The sequence below is a fragment of the Undibacterium sp. JH2W genome, assembly GCF_049340425.1.
In the GTDB taxonomy this organism is placed as follows: Bacteria; Pseudomonadota; Gammaproteobacteria; order Burkholderiales; family Burkholderiaceae_D; genus Undibacterium.
The window spans coordinates 36,925-58,414 of the sequence record NZ_JBMPOT010000024.1 but is presented as its reverse complement, the minus strand read 5'-3'; the positions used below and the strand labels follow the sequence as shown (position 1 = coordinate 58,414).

Sequence of the window (21,490 nt, the reverse complement as noted above, 5' to 3'; positions counted from 1 at the left end):
AGAAGCACAATCTCTCTATTCACCATTCCTGAAGCGCCGGACAGCCTCATCCCTCTTGGCGATGAGCTTGTCACCCTTGACTTGCATGCCTAGCGCAAAATAAGACTGCGCCAGGGCCTCGAGGGTATAGATATCCCATTCATTGCCATTCGCCATACTCTTTTCCAGCAGGGCTATGGCTTGTTTGTGGCTGTTCTTTTTGGCATATAGCAGGGCCAGCTCATTGATGAGCAATTGATAGGGCTGGCTATTCAAACCTTTTTCAAGCCAGATGCGTGCCCCTTCTGTATCTTCTCCATAAATAGCCATGCCACGCTCATAGCACAGTCGAGACTTCAATTGTTCGACCAGCACTTCATCGTCCGTCATTTGCCTGATCTCGTTGATGAAGGCTTCCATCTCGCTAAACGAACCACCCCATTGCGGCAGCAATTTATTCAGATAGGCATACGCTGGCGAATACAGGCCAGGGTCTTGTTGCAGAGCGGTTTTGAGCAAAGCAAGATCATCTTCTTGCTTGCTGAGCGCCTTGTTATTGCGTATCAATTCACCGGCACAGATAGCGCATGCCATGATTTTTTCATTGGCCTTGTTGAAATCCTGTCTGGCCAGGGCTGCCAGGCAGTGAAATGCGGCAAACTGTGACTTACTGGTTTCTGCCGCAAATTTAGCACCGCGCGCTTCCCAGGCCTGCTCTTGCAAGAACATCCCGCGCGCCAGATAGGCATAGCCATGCTGACTGGTTTTTACCCAGCGATCAAACTGTTTCTTGTACTCTTTATCCAAACGTGACAAGGTGCCAAAACGCGTGTACAGGACATTGGAGTTTAATTTTCCGGCCTGTTTTTTTGCAAAGCCATCGTCCAGTGTCTGATCCAGTTTATTGAATTCGCCGCGCCATAACATTGAGACCAGTATGTTTTGCTCATGCTCTTCATCCGCGTAAGCACTACCCACTTTGGGAACCTCTGGACTTCCTGTAGATTTTTTTTGCCAGATCGCCTGATGTAATTCGGTATTGGCAGCATCGCGAAAAGACTGGTGCCAGGTTTCCTGATAGCCCTCTTCTGTCATATTCTTTTTGTAATTGGCATACCACTCCGTCGTCATGGCCCAATAGTAATAAAATCTTTCTACATCAGGTGGCAAGGGCTGGAAATAAGCCTTGTAAGTCAGCATGCCCTTACTATCTTTTTGCCCTGCCAATTTGTAAGGCATGTAACGGCTTTCCACCATTTTTTTTGCAAAATTGCTCAGTCCAGAACTAGTCAGCCAGGCACTTTCCTTGCCTTTTTCCTTGGCAGCTTCCTGCACTGCTGGCTGGTCTTGCGCATTTACTTCAGCGTGGATAAAACTCAGTGCCAGCCCACAAGCAAGGCTGAGTTTGCCGAGCAGGGACGACAGGCGTGATCGCGAAACCAGGGTAAATTGTAGAGGCATGGATAAAGAGAAGGGGTCGATAGTAGCCATATGATAGCTGGGCTAAGGGACAAACACCAAGCATACCAAAGCATGTAAGGCTGGCAAGCCATTATCAAAACAATGGCTGCACAGCATTAGCAAAAAAATAATCGCTTTGTTATCAAAAATAATTTGTAAATGATTAAGGCGTGCACTATGCTCATTTCTACGACCCACACAAGGGGTTGAGCACAAAGGCGCAAGCCAGGTGATATCGGGAGAGACTGTCTACGCACAAGAAGGACAGCGCCGAAGGAGCAACCACCCCGGAAACTCTCAGGCAACAAGGACCGTTATCACTTTCAAACTCTGAAGAGCTGCCGGACTACGTCGCCCGGCACACCGAAGGAGCAAGCATTGCACTGCCACCAGCAGTTGCAGGCGAAATCTCTCAGGTCCAGGACAGAGGGGGTATCCGCAGCGTATTTTGCGCGCAGATATCTCTTTGACGCCCGGAGTTTCTACATCATGAAACTGACTCATTTGCACGGTGACACTGTCACCGCGATGGCGGCAGCCTGCGCGCTCGCACGACAAAAGACTGGCGACAAAGCCAGGTCTGAAGAAAGCAGCCAGCTCAACCATGGCTACAAAGATGATCTCAATGCAGACAGCTCGACCATGCATGCTCACCACACGTCTTTCTGGTGTAGTCACCTGCATTGTTGATGCTACTCAGCCTTGTTAGCTCCTTGAGCTAATTACCTGTTTCCCGCACCCGCGGGTGAATTGTCCGGCATGTGAACCATGTCATGTTTCAAGCCGCCCAGCCCGCTTGGACAGACGGGCTTTTATCTACATCTCTAGAAGGAGCAAGCTATCATGCATTTGAACTCCGTTTCAAGATACAAAAAATCCACGCTCGCCGCTTTGATGTTCAGTCTCAGCTGTGCTATGACGAGTGCACCGTTACTGGCACAAAACATCAGCAGCGACATCGCCGGTACGACAGAGCAGGCCCGCCTCGTCAGCGCAGCAGCACAACGTGATTTTGCCGACTTTGTGCAATTCAATGTACAGCGGCGTGGTGGCACCCTGCCTGCCGAATTCCCGCTGGAAGTCAATGATGTGCAAGACCTCAAGGATGCCAAAATCAGTTATGGCTTCCCTGTGTATAGCATCCCGCCGCAAGATGTCCTGGCTGGTCGCAGTGATTTGCGTAGCCTGGCCAAGGCCACAGGCGAGTGGCGCTTTGTCATCAGCCTGCATGACACACCGATAGGTCTGGCAACCCTCAGGCAGGACAATGGCCGCTGGGGTATTACCTCCTATGGTGGAAGCGTGCTGGCCAAGGATGTGGATGCAGCTATTGCCGTGCATGGCAATAGCACGCGCTCTAACTTGCGCTTCATCCGTATCTACCAGGCCATGTCAGATTTCCTAGAAGTAGTGTCCCCCACTGATGCCCGTGCCCGCTTCGCGCCTTTGCAGGCAGCCCGGCAAACCCTGCTGCTGCAACAGCGCAGCGAAAAAACCGGAACAGCCTCCGCCAATGGTGGATTGCTGGAACAAAGCGACATCCTCGATCCGCTGCGGGCCAGCATCAAGACCAATATGGATAACTTCCGCTAAGCGCAGCATCCATACTCATACCGACATATATAGGGAGATATCATGCAAAAAAATCTGTTAAGACTGATCCTTGCACTGGGCATCATGCTGGGTGTTTCATCTGCCTTTGCCCAGTCACGCGCACTGAACATACCGCTGGTAACACAAGAGCATAGCCAGTGGTGCTGGGCAGGCAGCAGCAAGGCATTGCTGAGTTTTTACAATCAAAATCCCAGTCAGTGCCAGATCGTCAACTGGGCTTTTGGCTTGAATTACGCCTGTGGCAATAGCAACTTTAACTGGAATAGTTACGCCAACCAGCCCAACTCCATGTATGGCAGCGGTGGTAGCGTGCAAAACATCCTGAACCATTGGGGTGTATCCAACAATGCTTACAACTATGCCTCTTCATGGAATACCGTGGTCAATGACATCAATGCCAACCGCCCCTTCGTCATCCGCTATGGCTGGACCAATGGTGGCGGCCATATCATGGTTGGCTCTGGCTATGAAGTCTACAATGGCACCAATTACATCTACATCATGAACCCATGGCCAGGTGAAGGTAAAACCTATAGAACTTATGGTTCTACGGTTTCGGACTATGACCATCAATGGACACATACCCAGCGTATGAATGTCAGTGGCTGATCACCCTGGCATTGCCGTGACATATACGTCATGAACGTCATGAAATAAGCAGGTGGGAGCTTGTGCATTTAACACCTCCTACCTGCCGTGCACCATACCGAGCACATCTTTCTGCTGGCGTGCCATAAGAGGCATACTTTACAATGCGTGCATGAGTACTTCTTTTTCCTGCCGCCCTCATTGCGCCGCCTGCTGCATAGCACCGTCCATCTCCAGTCCTATACCCGGTATGCCAGACGGCAAACCCGCGGGTGTGCCCTGTATACAACTGGATGAAGATTTAGGCTGCAAGATTTTTGGCGATGCCAGCCGCCCGGCTGTTTGCGCGGGCTTACAGGCATCGTCAGACATGTGCGGGGATAATAAAGAGCAGGCGATGTTTTATCTGACACAGCTTGAAGCTGCGACCGCGCCACATTGATACCATGCGTCTGCCATGACTGATCTGTTCGCCCTAATCATTGCCAGTCTTGCCTGGCTCATCTGGATACCAACTACTGTCTTGGATAAGAGAGCAAGAGGGGACATGGGAAGTCTGTCCATATTTCCCATTATCCCCTTATTCCCGCTGCTGGCATGGGGCCTGGCCTATATGCTGGACCAGCTTCATGCACAGTTGGGGACCATGCTTGTAGTGAGCATGCATTTGCTTCTCCTAATGACAATGCTGATGAGTGCAGTTAAATCGCTCAAAGTACTAAACAAGAAATGAAGGCAATGTTAAATCAATCACCAAGCATACCCAATAGGTATTTCTGATTAAATATACAATGCCAAGCCTTACTTATCAGTCATACAAAAATCTGATTTGACAAATCATGAATAAATTTCATACAAACTTCATACAACTAGCTAATTACTTCAAAGTATAATTGCCACTAGGAAATTTAATTTCTCTTCTTCCCTATGCAGACCACCAGGTAATTACGGGTCTGCATTTTCAATTTGTCTTACGACAACAAATAGAAAATCTATGATCTCTTTACTTAAACACCTTTCGGTGGGTAAACGCCTAGGCTTGGGCTTTGCACTCATCCTGGTCTTGTTCTTCATGACCACCCTGGTCGCCATCCTTAAACTCAATACGGTTGCTGCAGCGGCTGATGATTTATTGAAAGATCCGCTGGCAACAGAACGCATGGTTAGCGACTGGTATCGCAATATCCACACTGGCGTGCGCCGTACCATAGCCATAGCCAAAAGCAGCGATCCTTCGCTCGCCAGATTTTTTGCAGCAGATCAGGAAGAATCAAGCAGGACTTCTGCACTCCTGCAAAAGGAAATAGGCGAACATATGAAGAGTGCTGATGAGATTGCCCTCTTCAAGGAAATCGGCGAACAACGCCAAGCCTATATCAGTGCCCGCAACAAAGTTGTCGACCTCAAAAAAGAAGGCAAAGTGGATGAAGCCAATACTGCTCTGGACAAGGAGTTCATTCCAGCATCGACTATCTATGTCAAAAAGATAGAAGAAATGCTGGCCATGCAGCGCAAGCAAATTGATGATACTTCGGACGAAATCCAGCACACTTATCAATCCAGCCGCATGCTGTTGATCGCCCTCTCGGTAATTGCTGCCATGCTGGCAGTAGCCTGTGCCTGGTTGATGACGATATCCATCACCAAGCCACTGGCCAGGGCCACGGCAGTTGCAGAAAAGATGGCGCAAGGTGATTTGAGTGACTCCCTAGAGATAAAACTGCATGATGAAATCGGCAAGATGATGCATGCCATTAATGGCATCAACACTGGCCTCAGCGGTGTCATTGGTAATGTGCGACATGGCACTGAAACCATCAACGTGGCTGCAGCTGAAATTGCCTCGGGCAATGCAGACCTGTCATCTCGCACAGAATCACAAGCCAGTTCATTGCAGGAAACTGCATCGTCAATGGAAGAACTGACATCGACGGTCAAGCAAAATGCCGACAATGCGCGCCAGGCCAATCAACTGGTGATCTCGGCATCCGGCGTTGCCGTCAAAGGGGGGGAAGTGGTCGGACAGGTAGTGGCAACCATGGGATCTATCAAGGAAAGCTCGCGCAAGATCGTCGATATTATCTCGGTCATTGATGGCATAGCCTTCCAGACCAATATCCTGGCCCTGAATGCTGCCGTAGAAGCGGCCCGCGCCGGTGAGCAAGGTCGTGGCTTTGCCGTGGTGGCAACCGAGGTGCGCAATCTGGCACAGCGTAGTGCTTCCGCCGCCAAGGAAATCAAGCACCTCATCGATGACTCAGTAGGCAAGGTCGAACATGGCAGCAGGCTGGTGGATACGGCTGGCCAGACCATGACGGATATTGTTTCCAGCGTCAAGCATGTGGCAGACATCATGAGCGAAATCACGGCAGCCAGCCAGGAACAAAGTGCCGGTATTGAACAAGTCAATCTGGCTGTCACGCAAATGGATGAGATGACACAACAAAATGCCGCCCTGGTGGAACAAGCTGCGGCTGCGGCAGAAAGCATGCGCGAGCAATCAGCTAAATTGTCGGATCTGGTCGCGCAATTCCAGATCATGGAGCAGGCAGAAAAACCTGCCATGCAAGTTCGCCGCCCCGTCAATACCCTCCGTCCACCAGTGATTACGCGCGCAGTAAATGTATCCAGTAGAGCGCAGCTTCGCCATCTGCCGCAAAGAAAATCCGCTGCGGCCGAGCAAGACTGGGAAGAGTTTTAAGAAATCAAGGGAAGCTGATCCCTGGTTTCAAGGGCATGTCTGCCTGGCTGTTATTTTCTAAAGCAGTGCAGACGCGTTTCTTTCCGTCGACATAAATGCCCATATGCATTTATGTCAGCTTAGATCTTGATACGCATGGAATCACCACTCAAAAAGAACAGGGAAATGCCATCTTCGTTTTGATGGACACGGACAACAGACTGTTCCAGACTGGCAGCATACAGTTTGCTGCCGTCATGACGGAAAATGCCAAACCACATGCGTTGCGTGCTGGTGCGGGAATTAGCGGCCAGCAAAAGGTAGTCGCAGCCGCCTATTTGTACTTCACTGGCTTGCAGCTCCCCCATGTAAAAAGTCGAAGGTATGCGTTCCAGCATGATGCGCAGGCCATCGTGATAGACCTGGATCAGCACACCATTATCTGTGCCCGAGCGCACAAAATTGAATTCAAATGACCCCATCCTGGTGGGTGTATTACGACGTACGTGGACATGATCGGCAAAGCCGGCAAAATAATTATTGCGGTCAGTACGCGTCTTGTTTGTTACTTGTTGGGTGATTTCGGTTTGCACATGTTTCTCCTTAAATTCAGGGTAATTGCTGGCTACTTCTCTGGCTGCATCGTTATCCCGCCCTGCGCCAGCAATACCGCCGCCAACGATGGGCAGTGGCACGAAGCAGCCACTTAAATTCATGCATAGACAGGCATACACAGCATCACGCCGCAGCCAGGCTTTCATTAGTGCTCTGGCCTTATCAACACTCGCCGGCCAGAACCTGAGATGTCCACCATGGAGATACCATCAGCATGTTCAGTAAATTGCCAATGTCCATGCGGCAGACCTATGCGATACACAGCACTACCATCTGCGGCATAAATTGCCAGCCACATGGGGCGGTGCAAAAAACCATTTGCTACAGTCAATACATAGCTTTCATCACCGACCTTAAGCTTGGCTACCTCCAGGCGGCGGTAACTTTGTTCGCCAGTAAACTCCGGGGCTATGCTTTCGGTAACGAGGAACTGATCATTTTTGCTGATCTGCACTTCATCTCCCGGCCTGCTCACCATCGATCCGGCATCTGGTGCCGGGCCACGAGAAAAACGCAGGGGCTTGCGATAGGTAATAACAAAATCCTGCAATCGCACAGGCACCGTGCCATCTACCTGTATATGGTGAGCAAACTGGGCCAAATGCTGGTTGGCATCCGGAAAACGCCAGATATATTGCTGCCTCACCATGCTGACTTCTACTTGTTGACTACGGTACTCACTCAATGCCATCCCGCCCGGACTCTGCTCCTGGAAGGCCATGGTTGGCTGGACAGGCATAGTGCTACTGCAGCCAAACAAACCTAATAGCAAACTGGCAGCGACTCCATGTTTGCAATAAGGGCTATATCGTTCTGGCTGCTTAGGCATGAGTCTGGGATTTGCAGTGTTATGCAGTTTTATTAACAGGCTGAAGTATCGCCACTGAGCAGTTGGACTACAATGAATTTCAAGAAAGTACTAAAATACGGCACTTCAGGTGCAAGCTACTGCAATCTGGCAAGTTGTAAGCCAAAGTAAAGCGACGAATTTTTACGCTTGAATATAAGCAGCAGGCCGCAAATTTCTACGCAAGGCCAGCATGCGCCATGCTAAGCTTCGTCCCGGATAATTCTTGCTTAACTTCATACTTTTTAGTGTCATATGGATCTACTACTCGCAGTCAAAATCATCATCATGGGTATCGTCGAAGGTTTGACGGAATTCTTGCCAATTTCATCTACCGGTCACCTGATCCTGACAGGCAGTCTGCTTAATTTCACGACAGAAACTGCCAAGGTATTTGAAATCGTGATACAGGCAGGTGCCATATTTGCAGTATGCTGGGAATATAGACAAAAAATCATCTCTGTTGTGACTGGCCTGGCCACGGATGCCAAGGCACGCAAGTTCGCCATCAATCTGGTTGTGGCATTTTTGCCAGCGGCCATCATAGGGGTATTGTTCATCAAGAAAATCAAGGCTCTGCTGTTTGCTCCTGTGCCAGTGGCGCTGGCTTTCATTATCGGCGGCATCATCATCCTCATCGTTGAGCGCAAGCAAAAACAGCTCAATGCGGAAGACAGCAATCACGCCCGCATACAGTCAGTGGATGACATGAGCATCATGGATGCGCTTAAAATTGGCCTGGCGCAATCATTGGGCCTGATACCCGGCACCAGCCGTTCGGGTGCCACCATCATAGGCGGCATGCTGTTTGGCCTGTCACGCAAGGCTGCCACTGAATTCTCATTCTTTCTGGCGATACCTACGCTACTGGGTGCCACCGTCTATTCGCTGTACAAAGCGCGCGAAGAATTGTCGATGGCTGATTTGCCCATGTTCAGCCTGGGTACGGTTGCGGCCTTTATCTCGGCTTTCTTTTGCGTGCGCTGGTTGTTGCGTTATATCAGCTCACATAATTTTAATGTGTTTGCCTGGTACCGCATCGCCTTTGGCATCATGATCCTGATTACTGCCTACACTGGCGTGATTACCTGGGCAGACTAGAGGGTGATGACAGAGGTGACTACGGCAGTGACAGCAACGGGCTATACCAATACCGGAACCAGCGACAATACAGTAGACCAGGCCCTGCATTTATTGCAGACCATTTTCGGCTACCCGGCTTTCCGTTCCCAGCAAGGGCAAATCGTTGAGCATGTCGTCAATGGCGGCGATGCCCTGGTGCTGATGCCAACAGGCGGCGGTAAGTCCCTGTGTTACCAGATACCGGCCTTGCTACGTAATGGCGTGGGCATCGTGGTGTCGCCACTGATCGCCCTCATGCAAGACCAGGTTGACGCCCTGGCCGAGGTTGGTGTACGTGCAGCCTTCTTGAATTCCACCCAGAGCTTTGATGAAATCCTGGCGGTGGAAAAAAAGATGCGTGAAGGCGATATCGACCTCGTCTATATCGCGCCGGAACGTCTGCTGACCCAACGCTGCCTGGAACTGCTGCAAGTCGTCAACATCGCCTTGTTTGCCATTGATGAAGCCCATTGCGTTTCGCAATGGGGCCATGATTTCCGCCCTGAATACATCAAGCTGTCAGCCCTGCATGAACGCTTCCCGAACGTACCGCGCATCGCCCTGACAGCCACGGCTGACCAGCAAACCCGCGATGAAATCATCCACAGGCTGCAACTGGAAAACGCGATGCAGTTCGTGTCGTCTTTTGACCGCCCGAATATCCGCTACCAGATCGTCGAAAAAGCCAATGGCCGCAAACAATTGCTGGACTTCATCACTGCTCAGCACAGTGGCGACGCTGGCATCGTGTATTGTCTGTCACGCAAAAAAGTAGAAGAGACAGCCGAATTCCTGAATGAAAACGGCATCACCTCCCTGCCCTATCATGCGGGTATGGAGCTAGCTGACCGTAGCCGTAACCAGGCACGCTTCCTGCGTGAAGATGGCATTGTCATGTGCGCCACCATTGCTTTTGGCATGGGCATAGACAAACCCGATGTACGTTTTGTCGCCCACCTGGATTTGCCAAAAAGCATAGAAGGCTATTACCAGGAAACTGGCCGTGCCGGTCGCGATGGGGCCAGCGCCAATGCCTGGATGGCCTATGGTTTACAAGACGTAGTGCAGCAACGGCGCATGATCGATGAGTCAGAAGCCAATGAGACGTACAAGCGTGTGCAAAGCGTCAAGCTTGATGCCATGCTCACGCTGTGCGAAACCCTGAATTGCCGCCGCGTCCACATTCTCGATTATTTTGGCCAGCAGGCTGAGCCCTGCGGCAATTGCGATACCTGCATGAGCCCGCCGGTTTCTTTCGATGGCAGCGTGGCTGCGCAAAAAATCCTGTCCACGGTCTATCGTGTAGATCAGCGTTTTGCCGCTGGTCATGTCATCGATATCTTGCGTGGTATTGATACTGAACGCGTGCAGCAGTGGCGGCATGAAAAGCTGTCGACTTATGGCATAGGCTCGGACAAGAGCGAAGCTGAGTGGCGCGCCCTGTTGCGCCAGTTGATTGCCCTGGGCCTGGTGGCAGTGGACTATGAAAACTATAGCTCACTGAAACTGACAGAAGCATCCCGCGCTGTTTTACGTGGTGAAATCAAGGTACAGCTGCGTCAGTATAAAAAAGCCGAAAAAGCCGTCAAGCACAAACGCCAGTCAGCCAAGGATTTTGCCGAGTCCGATCTCGACAGCAAAGCCCAGAGCGTCTTCGACAAACTGCGCTGGTGGCGGGTGGAAACTGCACGCACCCACAACGTGCCAGCCTACGTCATCTTCCCCGACGCCACCCTGCGCGAAATCGCCCGCCAGCAGCCCGCCAGCCTGCCCGCTTTGCGTGCCATATCAGGTGTGGGCGACAAGAAGCTGGAAAGCTATGGCAAGGAGATCATCAGTTTGATTGAGGAATTGCAGGCATAGCTGGTGCGATGGCGCTGTATTATTTGCTAACGAACTTCAAGCTTTCAATACTTTTTAAAGTATTGGCAAAGAGCTCTTGAGGTGTATCAGCAGGTGCCAAAACGGTTATTACGACCTCGCGTGCAGGTTCAACAATACAATAAATTGTGGAGTTCACTAATTCGGCCTCCCAAGTATTCGTTGCATATCGTCCAGGATGTATCATCGTGAAGCTCATTGCTAAGCTTCCCGAGAGTTGTAATTTTTTGGGGAAAGTCAGTTGTCGAATATTTTGCCTGCCCACCCTCTCCATGAGTAATCCTAAACACGATTCCGCCCCTTCTTCAGCACCATACTGTTGGTACGCATCACTCTTGTCAACCTGAATAAAAGTTTCCACCAAGGTGCGTGAGGGCTGGGCAGGGTCTTTTTGCTTGACACGATAACGGGCGTGACCTTCCCTTTCAAGTCCTAGTTTTTCCTCCTTGAAATCGCCAGGAAAAGCGATCCAAATTCCTTCTTTATAAAAGTCATCAGCGCAAGCTAATCGCGGTCCAAGGAAAGTAGCCAGCAGCAAAAGGAAGATTAATTTTTTCATGGCGCAAAGATAGGTAGGGACGTCAGGCAAGTCATTGTTGACCAATGACTAAAGCCAGAATCGGGCGCAGGGCAAACTGCTGCGATCACATACTAAACCTACTTCAGATATAACGAAAAGAGAAATCATTGGCAAAATAAAGTGCAGGTGAATTTCTGCGCATTTTCTTTGTCACTTGCTCAAGCTCTTATTAATTCCACATGGTTTCGCTTGATTTCACTTCACTTTCTGTTTTGACTTCAGCCCTTGTACATAAGTCAGTTCATTACGCGCCCTGACATCGTTTTTATCAAGCTCAAGGCATTGCAAATACACTTGCTCTGCCTCATCGAGCTTGCCTTGCTCTACCAGTACATAAGCCTTGCCACGCATAGCCTGCGCTATTTCTGCATTGTGGGTAGCAGGCGCAGAGTAAGTACGTGCATTTGTCTCTGCCAGTTGGAAACTGCTCAAGGCAAGGTCCCAGTTTTTTTCTTGCTGATAAATATGACCGAGTTCTGCCTGGTATTGGAAATTAGCTGGCGAGAGCGCGATAGCGTGCGCCAATACCGACCTGGCTTGGGCGAATTGCCCCAGGCTGACCAGTACATAGGCTTTCAGGTAATAGGCATCAGCCCAGTTGGCGGACAATACCATGGCACTGCCCTTGGCCTGATTCGCTGCTTCTAACAGATAAGCCAGCGCTTCAGTGGGGGATCGTGCACAAAAAATTGTCTGCTTGCTGTCGCGGTATTTATCTTCATACCTGGCGATCACTTTATCGAAATAGGGAATAGCCTCTTTTGCCTTTCCGGCTTTGATAAGGGTGGCACCCTCATTCAAGACTTGCAAGTAAGGCGCTTCATCATTAACTGCCCCCTTGTTTTCTTGCGCCCAGGCTGGCGGCAGCAAGATCAAAGAGCTCGATATCAATAAGTTTATTAAAAGTCTCAAGCTACGCTCCAGGATGTTTCCAGATATGTAAAAAAATAGACCCGACCTCGGCAGGCTGCCAGTTTCAGCAGAACTGACCACTTTGCTGAGCAGATAGTAAACCGGATCAATATCCACAAGACAATAAAGTGTCAGTTTTAACACTAAAGTATGCTGTCTTGCACTATTAATTCGTAATATCATTAATTTTGGTCAATTAACCAAAATATCTTGCATTGAGCACAAACATCGCCTAAGCTACCAATATTGGACAAACAACCAATATTCGATAAACGTATGTAAAAACAGGAAATTCAAGTGCGCACACTTTCTTCCACTCAAACCGGGCATGCGATGATCGTTTTGGTCTTCCTGACCTTGCTCAATATCCTCAATTTTGCTGATCGTTTTCTCATGCAGGGCTTTGCGATAGACATGATCCATGATCTGCATTTAAGCAATCTGGAATTCACCTTGTTGACCGGCTTTGTCTTCACCACTTTTTACACTCTCATGGGCTTGTTCATGGGGGCACTGGCAGATAGAGTGCACAGACCGCGCCTGATTGCCATAGGTATCTTTAGCTGGAGTGCACTGACTGCAGCTACCGGCCTGGCCACCAATTTTGCCCAACTGGGCCTGGTGCGCATGTTTACCGGCGTAGGCGAAGCCACGCTGACGCCCGCAGCTTTGGGGCTGCTGGGCGATAAATTTGAAAGCCAGCAACGCGCCTTTGCTGCCGGGTTTTATTATCTGGGTGCACCCATAGGGATAGGTTCAGCTTTTATTATTGCAGGCACACTGGGAGCAGCAATAGGCTGGCGTAATTGCTTTTTCACCTTGGGCGCGCTAGGCATGGTATTGACTGCCTTACTATTCCTGTTAGGCGAACCACGCAACGAGCAGGCAAAACCAGACACTGCCGTGCAGCGCCCTGTCAGCGCCGTCTTTGCAGAAATTCTACAGACCTTGCGCGCCTCACCTGCTTTGTGCCTGCTCATCCTTGGTGGCGTGCTAGTGATATTTGCCCAAGGTGCTTTTGTACTCGATCAATTATGGCTGGTGCAAGAACGTCATCTCGATCGCCAGTATGCCCAACAACTGGCAGGCATGATGTTTATAGCTGGCGGAGTGCTGGGTGCCCTGCTCGGCGGCTACCTTGCTGATCGGCTGCAAGCGCGCCGCGCTGGTGGCCGCCTGTGGTTCCTGGCATTGATTTATCTGATCGGTGTGCCAATAGGCTATGTCTACCGTTTACTTGATAGCTCAGGCACGACATTTTATATCTGCATGTTCATAGGCAGCATGATGATTACCATAGGTTATGGGCCCCTCTTCGCCAGCCTGCAAGACTTGGTACCCAGGCAGTTAAGCTCCACAATGACTGGCTTCATGATCTTGTGCATGACACTGTTTGGCACTTCACTCGGCAATCTGGCAGTGGGATGGCTGGCCGACGTGTTCAGGGCTGCAGCCTACAGTACCCCTATCACCAAGGCAGTAATGCTGAGCATGACTCCCTGGCTGTTGGCGATACCGTGTTTTGTGATAGCGGCCAGGATGATGGAAAGAGAAAATGTTTAAGCAAGCTCAGCCAACATGGCATCAATTTTCATTTTGGCGTCGCGGATAACCGCAAGCTTCGCCTGGGTTTCGTTGGCAGCCTTGAACGGGCCACTAAATTGCTGGATGACTTCCACACCATCCGCAGCATTTTTTTGCACCTCGCCACTGGCAAACCACTGACCATCAGGTCGTGGGAAGGCAATCACAAAAATATCGTAATTCTTGTATTGCATGGTCGGCATTCGCTCTACCTTAGCTTGAAATCTACTATTCATGATATCTCCAGAGGACGCAACAAGCTGGCTCATCTGAGCCACAATGACACGGTCAATAAGCAAGGTTGTCTGTGCAGCCACGAGCAGGATCAATATTCCCAAACTGCCAGAATTTTGACGCCTCCATGCCCGGCACCCCGCAAGCGCAATGCGCCTTTTTCACTGAAACGATATTCCAGCCAGATGCGCTCATTGCCCGTAGAAGAATAACGAAAGCCAAATTTGGACAAGGTCTCAGTTTTTTCAGGCTTGGTATTTTGATAGCCAGACTGGCTGTAATATTCTTTTGTAACGCGGGCATACAAGCCTTGCCCCTCCTTGCCGGGAGTCGATACCCCTCTTTCCCCCAAGGAGGCATCAAGCTTCTCGCTAACAGCAGGTGGCGCAGGCAAATCTGTACGCGCCAACATTCGCTCTGCTTGTGCGCTTACAGCTTTTTCATCAACAGGATCAGTGACGCTGGCAATCTCTTGTGCTTCTTGTGCACGTGCAGATTGCATACCCGCAAAGAGCATGCAAAAACATAATATTGACTGACGGATGTTCATGCTCATCTCTTCAAAAGAAATGAAGTAAACAAGATCACAGCCAAAGCGCCAAATGCGATGAGTTGTGGCGTGTCCATGATCTTCCTCTATCGTGCCAGGTCTGCTATTGTCAATCTTCAACCAGGTTTACATGCCCTGGCAACTTGGAATACGAACGGCCTTGCGGTAACTCTATCCTGATATGCGCATATTCCCACTCAACTTCATTGGCTTCTGCAGCTGCCTTGGCAGTACGTAGCGCAACCAGAAACCATTTGTGTGCCGGTGCTTTATTGATACCGATGATGATCATGATCTTACCCGCGCAGAAATTGGTCTATCTATGTTCTAACTATTTTCACTTATTGATTTTTACTTATTTTTTTCATATCCGTCACGGCGTCCTCCCTGCTCAGGATTGGCGCCTGCTACCTCCAGGCGAGTCAACTGCTTGCTCCAACTGCACCTTGTTCATGGCAGAACGTCCCTTGATATTCTTAAGGCGCGCCTCCTGGTATAACTGAGCATAAGTGCGCCCCGCCGCACCAGCATGCGCATGTTGCTCGCCACGCTGTGCCCTTACTTTGTTAACGGTAGGAGTAGCAATTTCTGTAGCCAAGTCTGGTTCACGGCCACCTTGTATCAAGCTCTCCTTGATATGCTTGAACTGGCGCTCACGCTTTGCACTCCAAATACCTTGTGGCATCGTCAACTCCTGTATTTATGTTCATCATTGGCTGGCAACATCTATGTAATACCCTCATCCATGAACTGAATCATAGTCGCCAGTCTTGAAAAACAAAATCGGACTAAGACGATAGTCACGTAAGACTACACTGACATTTTTTTTAAAGCTGATACAGATAAGCAGGACAAACAGGCATGCCATCTTGCATCAAGGTAAAATCACCTGATGAATGACTGTCAGAAAAACTTCCCCCAATTTACACAGGAGCAAGCGCATGTCGCGTACTGAACGCCTGTTACAACTGATGCAAATCCTGCGCAGGCATCGTTATCCCGTCAGCGGTGCAACGCTGTCACAAGAACTGGATATAAGCCTGCGCAGCCTGTACCGTGATATCGCTACATTGCAAAACCAGGGCGCAAAAATTGCGGGAGAAGCGGGTATAGGTTATGTCTTGCAGCCAGGATTCACTTTGCCACCCCTGATGTTCAGCGAAGAAGAAATAGCCGCCATAGCACTAGGCTCGCGCTGGGTAGCAGAACAGGCAGATCACAAACTGGCCCTGGCAGCCCGTGATGCGCTGGCAAAAATTGCCGCCGTCTTGCCTGCGGAAGCCAGGCTGGAACTGGAAACCAGCGGCTTGCTGATAGGCCCCAGTTGTAAGCCCGGCGGCAATGATGAACAGCTGCGCCAGATACGCCTGGCCATACGCAAGCAACACAAACTGGTGCTCGAATACCAGGATGAAACCGGTAAAGCCAGCCTGCGCACCATCTGGCCCTGCGCCCTGGCTTTTTTCGACAGTTTCCGCGTCATCGTCGCCTGGTGTGAATTACGCATTGATTTCCGGCATTTCCGCACCGACCGCATACTCAGCCTGCAAGTGGCAGAGACGACCTATCCGCGCTCAAGGCAAGTTTTGCTGAAGGAATGGCGCGAACAACAAGGGATCAGGGCTGAGCGTTAGTGTGGATGCCTTAGCCTTGTTATTTCAAGCAAAATAAAATCCCAGCTTCTTAATGCATGTGACTTTCTTTTTTTGCAGGCAAGTTTGTTACTTTCTTGCTGTCCGCAACCAGTTTCCCCAACTCACATTCTGAGTTAATCACCTCACTGCCGTGACTTTACCGCCTTGCGAAGCCTGACGTGAAGCCCTTTACTTACTATTCAGGTCAGCATGCCGGGGTTGCCAGTAGCACCAATCAGGCGCGGTGTATTGAGTTTGCGTGCTGTGATTTTTTTGTGGGTGCGCAGCCATTGTGCTACCACATCCCAGACTGGCTCGCCCTTTGCTCCTTCTGCCACGGGTGCCCAGCCAGCGACTTTATACACTTTGCCATCTGCCAGAGGCTGGCCGTTCAGGCGCATGTCCTGTATGCGCTTGCCCATGGCTGCTGCGGGTTCCATGGCATACGTCAGGCCACCCACACGCACCATGTCGCCACCTTGCTGGTAGTAAGGATCAGGATTAAAGAGATTGTCGGCCACATCTTCCAGCACGGTCTTGATGGCTGCCCCTGTCATTTCTGTGACGGTGGTATAGGAATAGGTGGTGGCGGTCTGGTCCATCACATGTTCCATGGTGATGGCGCTATTCGGCAGCAAGGACGTACCCCAGCGGAAGCCGGGTGAGAAGGCAATTTCTGCATCTTTGACTTCCATGAGCGCATCGACAATCAACTGGTCAAAGCTGCCATTGAAATTGCCACGGCGGTACAGCGTGCCTTCGGTCACCGCCAGTTTTTCAGCCAGCTTGGCGCTGTAGGGTGCACGGATTTTTTTTATCAGCGATTGCATCTCAGCGTCTGCAGGCAGGAAGTTAGCAAACACCGGCAACAGCTTGTACTGAAAGCCCTGTATGCGCCCTTCTTTCACATCAAAATCAAGCACGCCGAGGAACTTGCTATTGCTGCCGGCATTGGTCACCAGGGTCTTGCCGCCGCCATTTTCTACGATGATGGGGGCAGGCATGCCGTCATGGGTATGGCCACCAAGTATGGCATCTATGCCACGCACGCGCGAGGCCATCTTGAGGTCAACATCCATACCATTATGCGAGAGAACGACGACCACTTTCGCGCCCTTGGCACGTGCTGCATCGACAGTCTTTTGCATATTCTCTTCCTGTATGCCAAAGCTCCATTCCGGCACCAGATAGCGCGGGTTGGCGATGGGGGTATACGGGAAGGCCTGACCGATGATGGCGACGGGTACGCCATTCATTTCTTTCATGGTGAAGGCTTCAAAGACAGGATCGCCAAAATCGGTAGTCTGGATATTTTGCGCGACAAAATCAATCTTGCCCTTGAAGTCATTCTCGACGATATGCTTGACGCGCTTGTCACCCAGCGTCATTTCCCAGTGCGCCGTCATGACATTCACACCCATCTGCAGGCAGGCATCGACCATATCCTGCCCCTGCGTCCACAAGGATGTGGCTGACCCCTGCCAGGTGTCACCACCATCAAGCAAAAGCGCGCCAGGACGGTTGTCCTTGGTGCGCTTGATCAGCGTGGTCAAGTGAGCAAAGCCGCCAACCTTGCCGTAAGTCGCTGCCGCCTGTTCAAAGTTCAGGCAGCTAAAGGCATGGGCTTCTGGCGTATTAGGCTTGATGCCAAATTGCTTCAGCAAATGCTCACCGACCAGATGCGGGCTTTTACCAAAGGCTGCACCTAAGCCCAGATTGACGCTGGGTTCACGAAAATACAGCGGTAATAACTGCGCATGGCAATCGGTGAAATGCATGAGATGGACATTGCCAAAACGCGGCAGGTCATAGAGTTTATCTGTCGCCGGATTGGCGATGGCAGCCTGCGCATCTATCTGCATGCCACCTGCAGCGGCAATGGCCATTACTTGTAAAAAATCGCGACGATTCAGGCCCATGGTGATTTGCTTTCTTTTTTTGGTGTTGCTTTGTCGTTGATTTTGACGCTGCTGCTGATTCTGATGTTGTCGTTGTTTTTGACTTTGGGGTTGCTGTTGCCTTTGACTTTAGTCGTTCCGATGTGTCGATGCCTTTGCTGCGAGGCAGAAAATGGATTAAGAAATGACCGTTGTCTGAGCGCAGCGAGTTTCGGGCATTTCCCATTTTTTGACTTGCAGCAAAGGGGCCCCCGAAGGGGCAGCGACGCCTCGGTCGCCTTTCTTTGATTCCTTTCTTTGGCGAAGCAAAGAAAGGGATTCGGCCGCCGGGCCGAGACCCGGCCTGTGTCCACGAAGGGCAATCCATTTCAAACGACACGGTATACATCGAACGCCGCTGGTGCGCCAGCCCGGTGGTCTCCGGCCTTCGCTGGAGCGACGTAATTAAGGTCACAGTAACAAAAAGAGGCTCGGACTCCGACAGCTACAAGACACAAACTCCGACGACAGCCGTCTCAAAAACAATAAAGCCAAGCCCCTACTTATTCACCGGCGACTCCCCATCCAGCAACAGCGCCATCACATCCTTCAACTGCGCCTCCGTCAACACCCCGTTATGCCCAAACCTCGGCATACGGGAACAGGCATTATAGGCTTGCGCGTTATACAACTTGCCCCAGGTGTACTTCAATATCTCAGGGCTGCTGCCACGTGTTTTGCCGTATTGGTATAGTGATGGCCCGATATTGCCGAAAGAAATCTCGGTCTTGCTCATCTGATGGCAGGCATAGCAATTACCGCCATTGACCGACCCTACGGCATCTGAAGATTGCATGCCACGGCCATTCTGGGCGATTTTTTCGCCATTCTTCCAGTCACCCATGTACTGACCATCAGTCGGATATTTGACGGTAGCGAGTTGAGACTGTTCCAGTTTTTTTGCGACCTTGGCTTTCAAGCCTTGCGGGTTGGCACTGCACAGGGCCTGGGCTTCATCCTGTTGCACCATGCGTTCCATGGTGGCCGGACCTTTGGATTTGAAGTCGGCCTTCATCATCTCCTGTGCAGCTTTGGCGTAATCTGGCTCTGCGGCAGAAACCAGCGCTGTGCTGCAAATGGCTGCCAGCAAAACACTGATATGGCTTATGCGTAGATTTATACGTAAATTTTTCATATATATCCCCTTAGCGTTTCAATGCAGGTGCATTCATGACCGCACCATCGGCAGATTTTGCCAGGAACATGGTCAGTGCGGTGATGCTGTCCGAAGCATAGTCGGGCACGGGGAAGCGTTGCTGGCGGAAGCAGTCATTGAGCCTGTGCTGCATGGTCCTGACTTCACCTTGCGAGACGCGATAAGCGGGCCAGGTCGAATAGGCGGACTGAGCGTTTTCCTTGTTGTTCAGGTTGGGCAAGTCTTGCAGGCGTATGCGCTGGCCATCTGCAGAGTGGCAGGATGCGCAGGCAAAATCGTGGGAACCTGCGCGGTAATAAAATATCTTTTTACCAATTTCGTAAGCCTGCTTTTCTGCCGGATGTTTGATACTGATCACCAGTTTCATGCCACGTGATTCTGCTGTCAAGAAAGACACCAGGGCTTCGATATCAGATGGATTACCGGCAGAGCCAAAAGGCGTCTTGCTGGCTTGTTCGCGCGTCAAACCTTGCAGGTTCATACGGCAGTGCATGAGGCGCTGCTCGAGGTCCATGACCTTGTTACTGTCTTTGAAATAGCGCGGCAATTCTGCATACGCGCCCTTGGTCACGCCAGGCCCCTTACCGAGATCACATTGCTCCAGCGATTGCTGATTCGGTCCCTGCTTTTTTTGCCAGAGTTCTTGGCCGCGCATTTCCCATAATTCTGCCGGGTTGCCGTCGGCCAGCATTTGCCGGTATTTGGCGATTTCATCGGTCGCAGACGGGCTTGCAGTCTGGGCTTGTGCAGACGACAACACCAAGCATGCCAGTATGGCGCACAGCGGCATAGATGACAGCGATTTGAGGGCAGGACGTGACATGGACTTTCCTTATCAGGCTATGGCTGCTTCATCAGTACGCTGGTCACCTTTGCTGTCTGTCCAGGTCACCGACACTTTATCACCCTTGACGCCACCCTTGAATTTGAAAGACAGGAAAGGGTCTTTGGATACCGAGGGGCCAAACTGTGCATCGAGCACCAGTTTGTCTTTCCATTTGGCTTGCAAATTTTTAATGAAATGTGCCGGTACAACTTTGCCTTCCAGGTCTTTACGCTGGCCTGTTTCCATATCGTGGCGCATCAATACTTTGACTTCAACGATGTCGCCTGTCACCGTCGCCCGAATACGCATAGGATCGCCCATGATGTTTCCTTTTTTTGCTAATTTTAAATAGATATCCGATTACTTGATTAAGACCAAAAAGCTCACCACAGAGGCACCGAGGAAGGAGAGACTTTTTGCAAAAAGTCTTCGTTCCACAAGCGTGTGGCATGCCACACGAATTCCTTGCTACACCACGGAGAAAAGCAAGAGAGAGAACATAAAAATTCAGTTAGAAATTATGAATCGCGTTATTGATGCACCGAGTGTTGGGCTGGTGAATCGTAGCCCAACCTACGCATCTGCAAGCTACTTACCTAATTTTCGCTCTTGAACTTCTCTGTCCCCCTTCTGTGTCTCCGTGTCTCTGTGTTGAGAGGTCCTAAAAATTAACCGCCGCAACCGCCTAAAGTAACTTTAATTTCTTTCGAAGCCACTAGCCATTTGCCATCAGCTTTCACCAAGGCATGCACATTCGAAGTTTCGCCGACTTTAACGCGGGTGCTGACGGAGGCTTCTGTGCCTTCAGGGATGTTGAAAGCGGCAGACATGGCGTTGGGGTTTTTTTCTATGAGGATGGCGATGTAGTCGGTATTGGCGGCTTTGCTGCTGACGCTGACGGGGACTACTGCACCGTTTTCTGCAATATCAGGTGCGCTGATGACGATGTCGGCACTGACGGCAGGGCTGCCAGCAGCGAGTGCGGCAAAGGCGTCTTGCAGGCTCTTGGCTTCAAAGGCCTTGGCTTGCCATTCTGCGGCAAAGACCTCGGATGGTTTGAGCAAACCAGCGGCGAAGGCCAGGCCAAATACCGTGGATATGCGTAAAAAATCACGGCGTTGCTGACCGTCATCATTGATCTTGCTTGCCTGCTTCATTGCTGTCTCCTGAAATGGTGCAATTGTCTGGTGCTAGGGTGTTACTTTTACTTCATATTCGATAAGCTTAACGCGAAATCGTTCCATCGATATGACAATGCTGAAAAAATCCTTGCTACATTAGCTTACTGCA

The 21,490-nt window shown here is 50.6% G+C and carries 24 protein-coding genes and 1 riboswitch; of the genes, 10 read left to right on the top strand and 14 right to left on the bottom strand.

What is annotated here, in order from left to right:
- Positions 1-15 precede the first annotated feature (15 nt).
- Positions 16-1,470 carry a hypothetical protein gene (locus tag ACO0LC_RS26140; protein ID WP_423008702.1) on the bottom strand — a complete coding sequence of 485 codons (1,455 nt, stop codon included), beginning with the start codon at positions 1,468-1,470 and terminating at the stop codon, positions 16-18.
- Positions 1,471-1,666: 196 nt separating this feature from the next.
- A riboswitch (glycine riboswitch) is annotated at positions 1,667-1,764 on the top strand.
- Between the two features lie 165 nt (positions 1,765-1,929).
- Here ACO0LC_RS26140 and ACO0LC_RS26135 point away from each other — a divergent pair.
- From ACO0LC_RS26135 to ACO0LC_RS26110, 6 genes are all read left to right on the top strand, one after another.
- Positions 1,930-2,130, top strand: coding sequence for a hypothetical protein (locus tag ACO0LC_RS26135; protein ID WP_423008700.1), 201 nt, complete (start codon positions 1,930-1,932; stop codon positions 2,128-2,130).
- A 225-nt stretch (positions 2,131-2,355) separates the two neighbouring features.
- Positions 2,356-3,033, top strand: a complete 678-nt coding sequence (locus ACO0LC_RS26130) for a hypothetical protein (RefSeq protein ID WP_423008698.1) — start codon at positions 2,356-2,358, stop codon at positions 3,031-3,033.
- Positions 3,034-3,075: 42 nt separating this feature from the next.
- On the top strand, positions 3,076-3,663 hold the full coding sequence (locus tag ACO0LC_RS26125) for a C39 family peptidase (protein ID WP_423008696.1): 588 nt from the start codon (positions 3,076-3,078) through the stop codon (positions 3,661-3,663).
- Positions 3,664-3,814: 151 nt separating this feature from the next.
- On the top strand, positions 3,815-4,084 hold the full coding sequence (locus tag ACO0LC_RS26120; RefSeq protein WP_423008694.1) for a YkgJ family cysteine cluster protein: 270 nt from the start codon (positions 3,815-3,817) through the stop codon (positions 4,082-4,084).
- Between the two features lie 15 nt (positions 4,085-4,099).
- The gene (locus ACO0LC_RS26115; protein WP_423008692.1) at positions 4,100-4,375 is read left to right on the top strand and encodes a hypothetical protein; all 276 of its coding nucleotides are present in this window, start codon (positions 4,100-4,102) and stop codon (positions 4,373-4,375) included.
- A gap of 261 nt (positions 4,376-4,636) precedes the next feature.
- Positions 4,637-6,343, top strand: a complete 1,707-nt coding sequence (locus ACO0LC_RS26110; protein ID WP_423008690.1) for a methyl-accepting chemotaxis protein — start codon at positions 4,637-4,639, stop codon at positions 6,341-6,343.
- Positions 6,344-6,462: 119 nt separating this feature from the next.
- Here the strand turns inward: ACO0LC_RS26110 and ACO0LC_RS26105 are convergent, their stop codons facing one another.
- The gene (locus ACO0LC_RS26105) at positions 6,463-7,083 is read right to left on the bottom strand and encodes a hypothetical protein (protein ID WP_423008688.1); all 621 of its coding nucleotides are present in this window, start codon (positions 7,081-7,083) and stop codon (positions 6,463-6,465) included.
- On the bottom strand, positions 7,083-7,676 hold the full coding sequence (locus ACO0LC_RS26100) for a hypothetical protein (RefSeq protein WP_423008686.1): 594 nt from the start codon (positions 7,674-7,676) through the stop codon (positions 7,083-7,085). The genes ACO0LC_RS26105 and ACO0LC_RS26100 overlap by 1 nt, the downstream gene beginning before the upstream one ends.
- 363 nt (positions 7,677-8,039) lie before the next feature.
- Here ACO0LC_RS26100 and ACO0LC_RS26095 point away from each other — a divergent pair, with 363 nt between their 5' ends.
- Positions 8,040-8,885, top strand: a complete 846-nt coding sequence (locus ACO0LC_RS26095) for an undecaprenyl-diphosphate phosphatase (RefSeq protein ID WP_423008684.1) — start codon at positions 8,040-8,042, stop codon at positions 8,883-8,885.
- Positions 8,886-8,891: 6 nt separating this feature from the next.
- Positions 8,892-10,769: a DNA helicase RecQ gene (gene recQ, locus ACO0LC_RS26090; protein WP_423008682.1), complete on the top strand. Its 1,878-nt coding sequence runs from the start codon at positions 8,892-8,894 to the stop codon at positions 10,767-10,769.
- A 19-nt stretch (positions 10,770-10,788) separates the two neighbouring features.
- Here recQ and ACO0LC_RS26085 read toward each other — a convergent pair whose 3' ends face one another.
- The gene (locus ACO0LC_RS26085; protein ID WP_423008680.1) at positions 10,789-11,346 is read right to left on the bottom strand and encodes a hypothetical protein; all 558 of its coding nucleotides are present in this window, start codon (positions 11,344-11,346) and stop codon (positions 10,789-10,791) included.
- A gap of 216 nt (positions 11,347-11,562) precedes the next feature.
- Positions 11,563-12,279: a tetratricopeptide repeat protein gene (locus ACO0LC_RS26080; protein WP_423008679.1), complete on the bottom strand. Its 717-nt coding sequence runs from the start codon at positions 12,277-12,279 to the stop codon at positions 11,563-11,565.
- A gap of 297 nt (positions 12,280-12,576) precedes the next feature.
- Between ACO0LC_RS26080 and ACO0LC_RS26075 the strand changes: the two genes are divergently transcribed.
- The gene (locus ACO0LC_RS26075; RefSeq protein ID WP_423008677.1) at positions 12,577-13,842 is read left to right on the top strand and encodes an MFS transporter; all 1,266 of its coding nucleotides are present in this window, start codon (positions 12,577-12,579) and stop codon (positions 13,840-13,842) included.
- Here the strand turns inward: ACO0LC_RS26075 and ACO0LC_RS26070 are convergent.
- The 4 genes from ACO0LC_RS26070 to ACO0LC_RS26055 form a co-directional block, all read right to left on the bottom strand.
- Positions 13,839-14,099: a hypothetical protein gene (locus ACO0LC_RS26070; protein WP_423008675.1), complete on the bottom strand. Its 261-nt coding sequence runs from the start codon at positions 14,097-14,099 to the stop codon at positions 13,839-13,841. The two genes, ACO0LC_RS26075 and ACO0LC_RS26070, sit on opposite strands and share 4 nt — an antisense overlap.
- Positions 14,100-14,188: 89 nt before the next feature.
- A complete protein-coding gene (locus tag ACO0LC_RS26065; RefSeq protein WP_423008673.1) occupies positions 14,189-14,647 on the bottom strand; it encodes a hypothetical protein in 459 nt (152 codons plus the stop codon).
- 109 nt (positions 14,648-14,756) lie between these two features.
- Positions 14,757-14,939, bottom strand: coding sequence for a hypothetical protein (locus ACO0LC_RS26060; RefSeq protein ID WP_423008671.1), 183 nt, complete (start codon positions 14,937-14,939; stop codon positions 14,757-14,759).
- Positions 14,940-15,038: 99 nt separating this feature from the next.
- Entirely contained in the window at positions 15,039-15,332 is a 294-nt protein-coding gene (locus ACO0LC_RS26055) for a plasmid stabilization protein (protein WP_423008669.1), read from the bottom strand.
- A 256-nt stretch (positions 15,333-15,588) separates the two neighbouring features.
- Here ACO0LC_RS26055 and ACO0LC_RS26050 point away from each other — a divergent pair, with 256 nt between their 5' ends.
- Positions 15,589-16,281, top strand: a complete 693-nt coding sequence (locus tag ACO0LC_RS26050) for a helix-turn-helix transcriptional regulator (RefSeq protein ID WP_423008667.1) — start codon at positions 15,589-15,591, stop codon at positions 16,279-16,281.
- 200 nt (positions 16,282-16,481) lie between these two features.
- Here the strand turns inward: ACO0LC_RS26050 and soxB are convergent, their stop codons facing one another.
- The 5 genes from soxB to soxY all read right to left on the bottom strand — a co-directional run bounded on the left by soxB (position 16,482) and on the right by soxY (position 21,357).
- Positions 16,482-18,200 (bottom strand): thiosulfohydrolase SoxB, encoded by a 1,719-nt coding sequence (gene soxB / locus ACO0LC_RS26045; RefSeq protein ID WP_423008665.1) that lies wholly within the window; start codon positions 18,198-18,200, stop codon positions 16,482-16,484.
- 517 nt (positions 18,201-18,717) lie between these two features.
- Positions 18,718-19,353, bottom strand: coding sequence for a sulfur oxidation c-type cytochrome SoxX (gene soxX / locus ACO0LC_RS26040; RefSeq protein WP_423008663.1), 636 nt, complete (start codon positions 19,351-19,353; stop codon positions 18,718-18,720).
- Positions 19,354-19,363: 10 nt separating this feature from the next.
- Entirely contained in the window at positions 19,364-20,197 is an 834-nt protein-coding gene (gene soxA / locus ACO0LC_RS26035) for a sulfur oxidation c-type cytochrome SoxA (protein WP_423008661.1), read from the bottom strand.
- Between the two features lie 12 nt (positions 20,198-20,209).
- A complete protein-coding gene (gene soxZ / locus ACO0LC_RS26030; RefSeq protein WP_423008659.1) occupies positions 20,210-20,521 on the bottom strand; it encodes a thiosulfate oxidation carrier complex protein SoxZ in 312 nt (103 codons plus the stop codon).
- Positions 20,522-20,868: 347 nt separating this feature from the next.
- Positions 20,869-21,357: a thiosulfate oxidation carrier protein SoxY gene (gene soxY / locus ACO0LC_RS26025; RefSeq protein WP_423008658.1), complete on the bottom strand. Its 489-nt coding sequence runs from the start codon at positions 21,355-21,357 to the stop codon at positions 20,869-20,871.
- Positions 21,358-21,490 lie beyond the last annotated feature (133 nt).

Bases quoted from the DNA above. Each gene is read 5' to 3' on its own strand.
- ACO0LC_RS26140 (WP_423008702.1), bottom strand. From the start codon at position 1,470: ATGGCTACTATCGACCCCTTCTCTTTATCCATGCCTCTACAATTTACC.
- ACO0LC_RS26135 (WP_423008700.1), top strand. From the start codon at position 1,930: ATGAAACTGACTCATTTGCACGGTGACACTGTCACCGCGATGGCGGCA.
- ACO0LC_RS26130 (WP_423008698.1), top strand. From the start codon at position 2,356: ATGACGAGTGCACCGTTACTGGCACAAAACATCAGCAGCGACATCGCC.
- ACO0LC_RS26125 (WP_423008696.1), top strand. From the start codon at position 3,076: ATGCAAAAAAATCTGTTAAGACTGATCCTTGCACTGGGCATCATGCTG.
- ACO0LC_RS26120 (WP_423008694.1), top strand. From the start codon at position 3,815: ATGAGTACTTCTTTTTCCTGCCGCCCTCATTGCGCCGCCTGCTGCATA.
- ACO0LC_RS26115 (WP_423008692.1), top strand. From the start codon at position 4,100: ATGACTGATCTGTTCGCCCTAATCATTGCCAGTCTTGCCTGGCTCATC.
- ACO0LC_RS26110 (WP_423008690.1), top strand. From the start codon at position 4,637: ATGATCTCTTTACTTAAACACCTTTCGGTGGGTAAACGCCTAGGCTTG.
- ACO0LC_RS26105 (WP_423008688.1), bottom strand. From the start codon at position 7,083: ATGAAAGCCTGGCTGCGGCGTGATGCTGTGTATGCCTGTCTATGCATG.
- ACO0LC_RS26100 (WP_423008686.1), bottom strand. From the start codon at position 7,676: ATGCCTGTCCAGCCAACCATGGCCTTCCAGGAGCAGAGTCCGGGCGGG.
- ACO0LC_RS26095 (WP_423008684.1), top strand. From the start codon at position 8,040: ATGGATCTACTACTCGCAGTCAAAATCATCATCATGGGTATCGTCGAA.
- recQ (WP_423008682.1), top strand. From the start codon at position 8,892: ATGACAGAGGTGACTACGGCAGTGACAGCAACGGGCTATACCAATACC.
- ACO0LC_RS26085 (WP_423008680.1), bottom strand. From the start codon at position 11,346: ATGAAAAAATTAATCTTCCTTTTGCTGCTGGCTACTTTCCTTGGACCG.
- ACO0LC_RS26070 (WP_423008675.1), bottom strand. From the start codon at position 14,099: ATGAATAGTAGATTTCAAGCTAAGGTAGAGCGAATGCCGACCATGCAA.
- ACO0LC_RS26065 (WP_423008673.1), bottom strand. From the start codon at position 14,647: ATGAACATCCGTCAGTCAATATTATGTTTTTGCATGCTCTTTGCGGGT.
- ACO0LC_RS26060 (WP_423008671.1), bottom strand. From the start codon at position 14,939: ATGATCATCATCGGTATCAATAAAGCACCGGCACACAAATGGTTTCTG.
- ACO0LC_RS26055 (WP_423008669.1), bottom strand. From the start codon at position 15,332: ATGCCACAAGGTATTTGGAGTGCAAAGCGTGAGCGCCAGTTCAAGCAT.
- ACO0LC_RS26050 (WP_423008667.1), top strand. From the start codon at position 15,589: ATGTCGCGTACTGAACGCCTGTTACAACTGATGCAAATCCTGCGCAGG.
- soxB (WP_423008665.1), bottom strand. From the start codon at position 18,200: ATGGGCCTGAATCGTCGCGATTTTTTACAAGTAATGGCCATTGCCGCT.
- soxX (WP_423008663.1), bottom strand. From the start codon at position 19,353: ATGAAAAATTTACGTATAAATCTACGCATAAGCCATATCAGTGTTTTG.
- soxA (WP_423008661.1), bottom strand. From the start codon at position 20,197: ATGTCACGTCCTGCCCTCAAATCGCTGTCATCTATGCCGCTGTGCGCC.
- soxZ (WP_423008659.1), bottom strand. From the start codon at position 20,521: ATGGGCGATCCTATGCGTATTCGGGCGACGGTGACAGGCGACATCGTT.
- soxY (WP_423008658.1), bottom strand. From the start codon at position 21,357: ATGAAGCAGGCAAGCAAGATCAATGATGACGGTCAGCAACGCCGTGAT.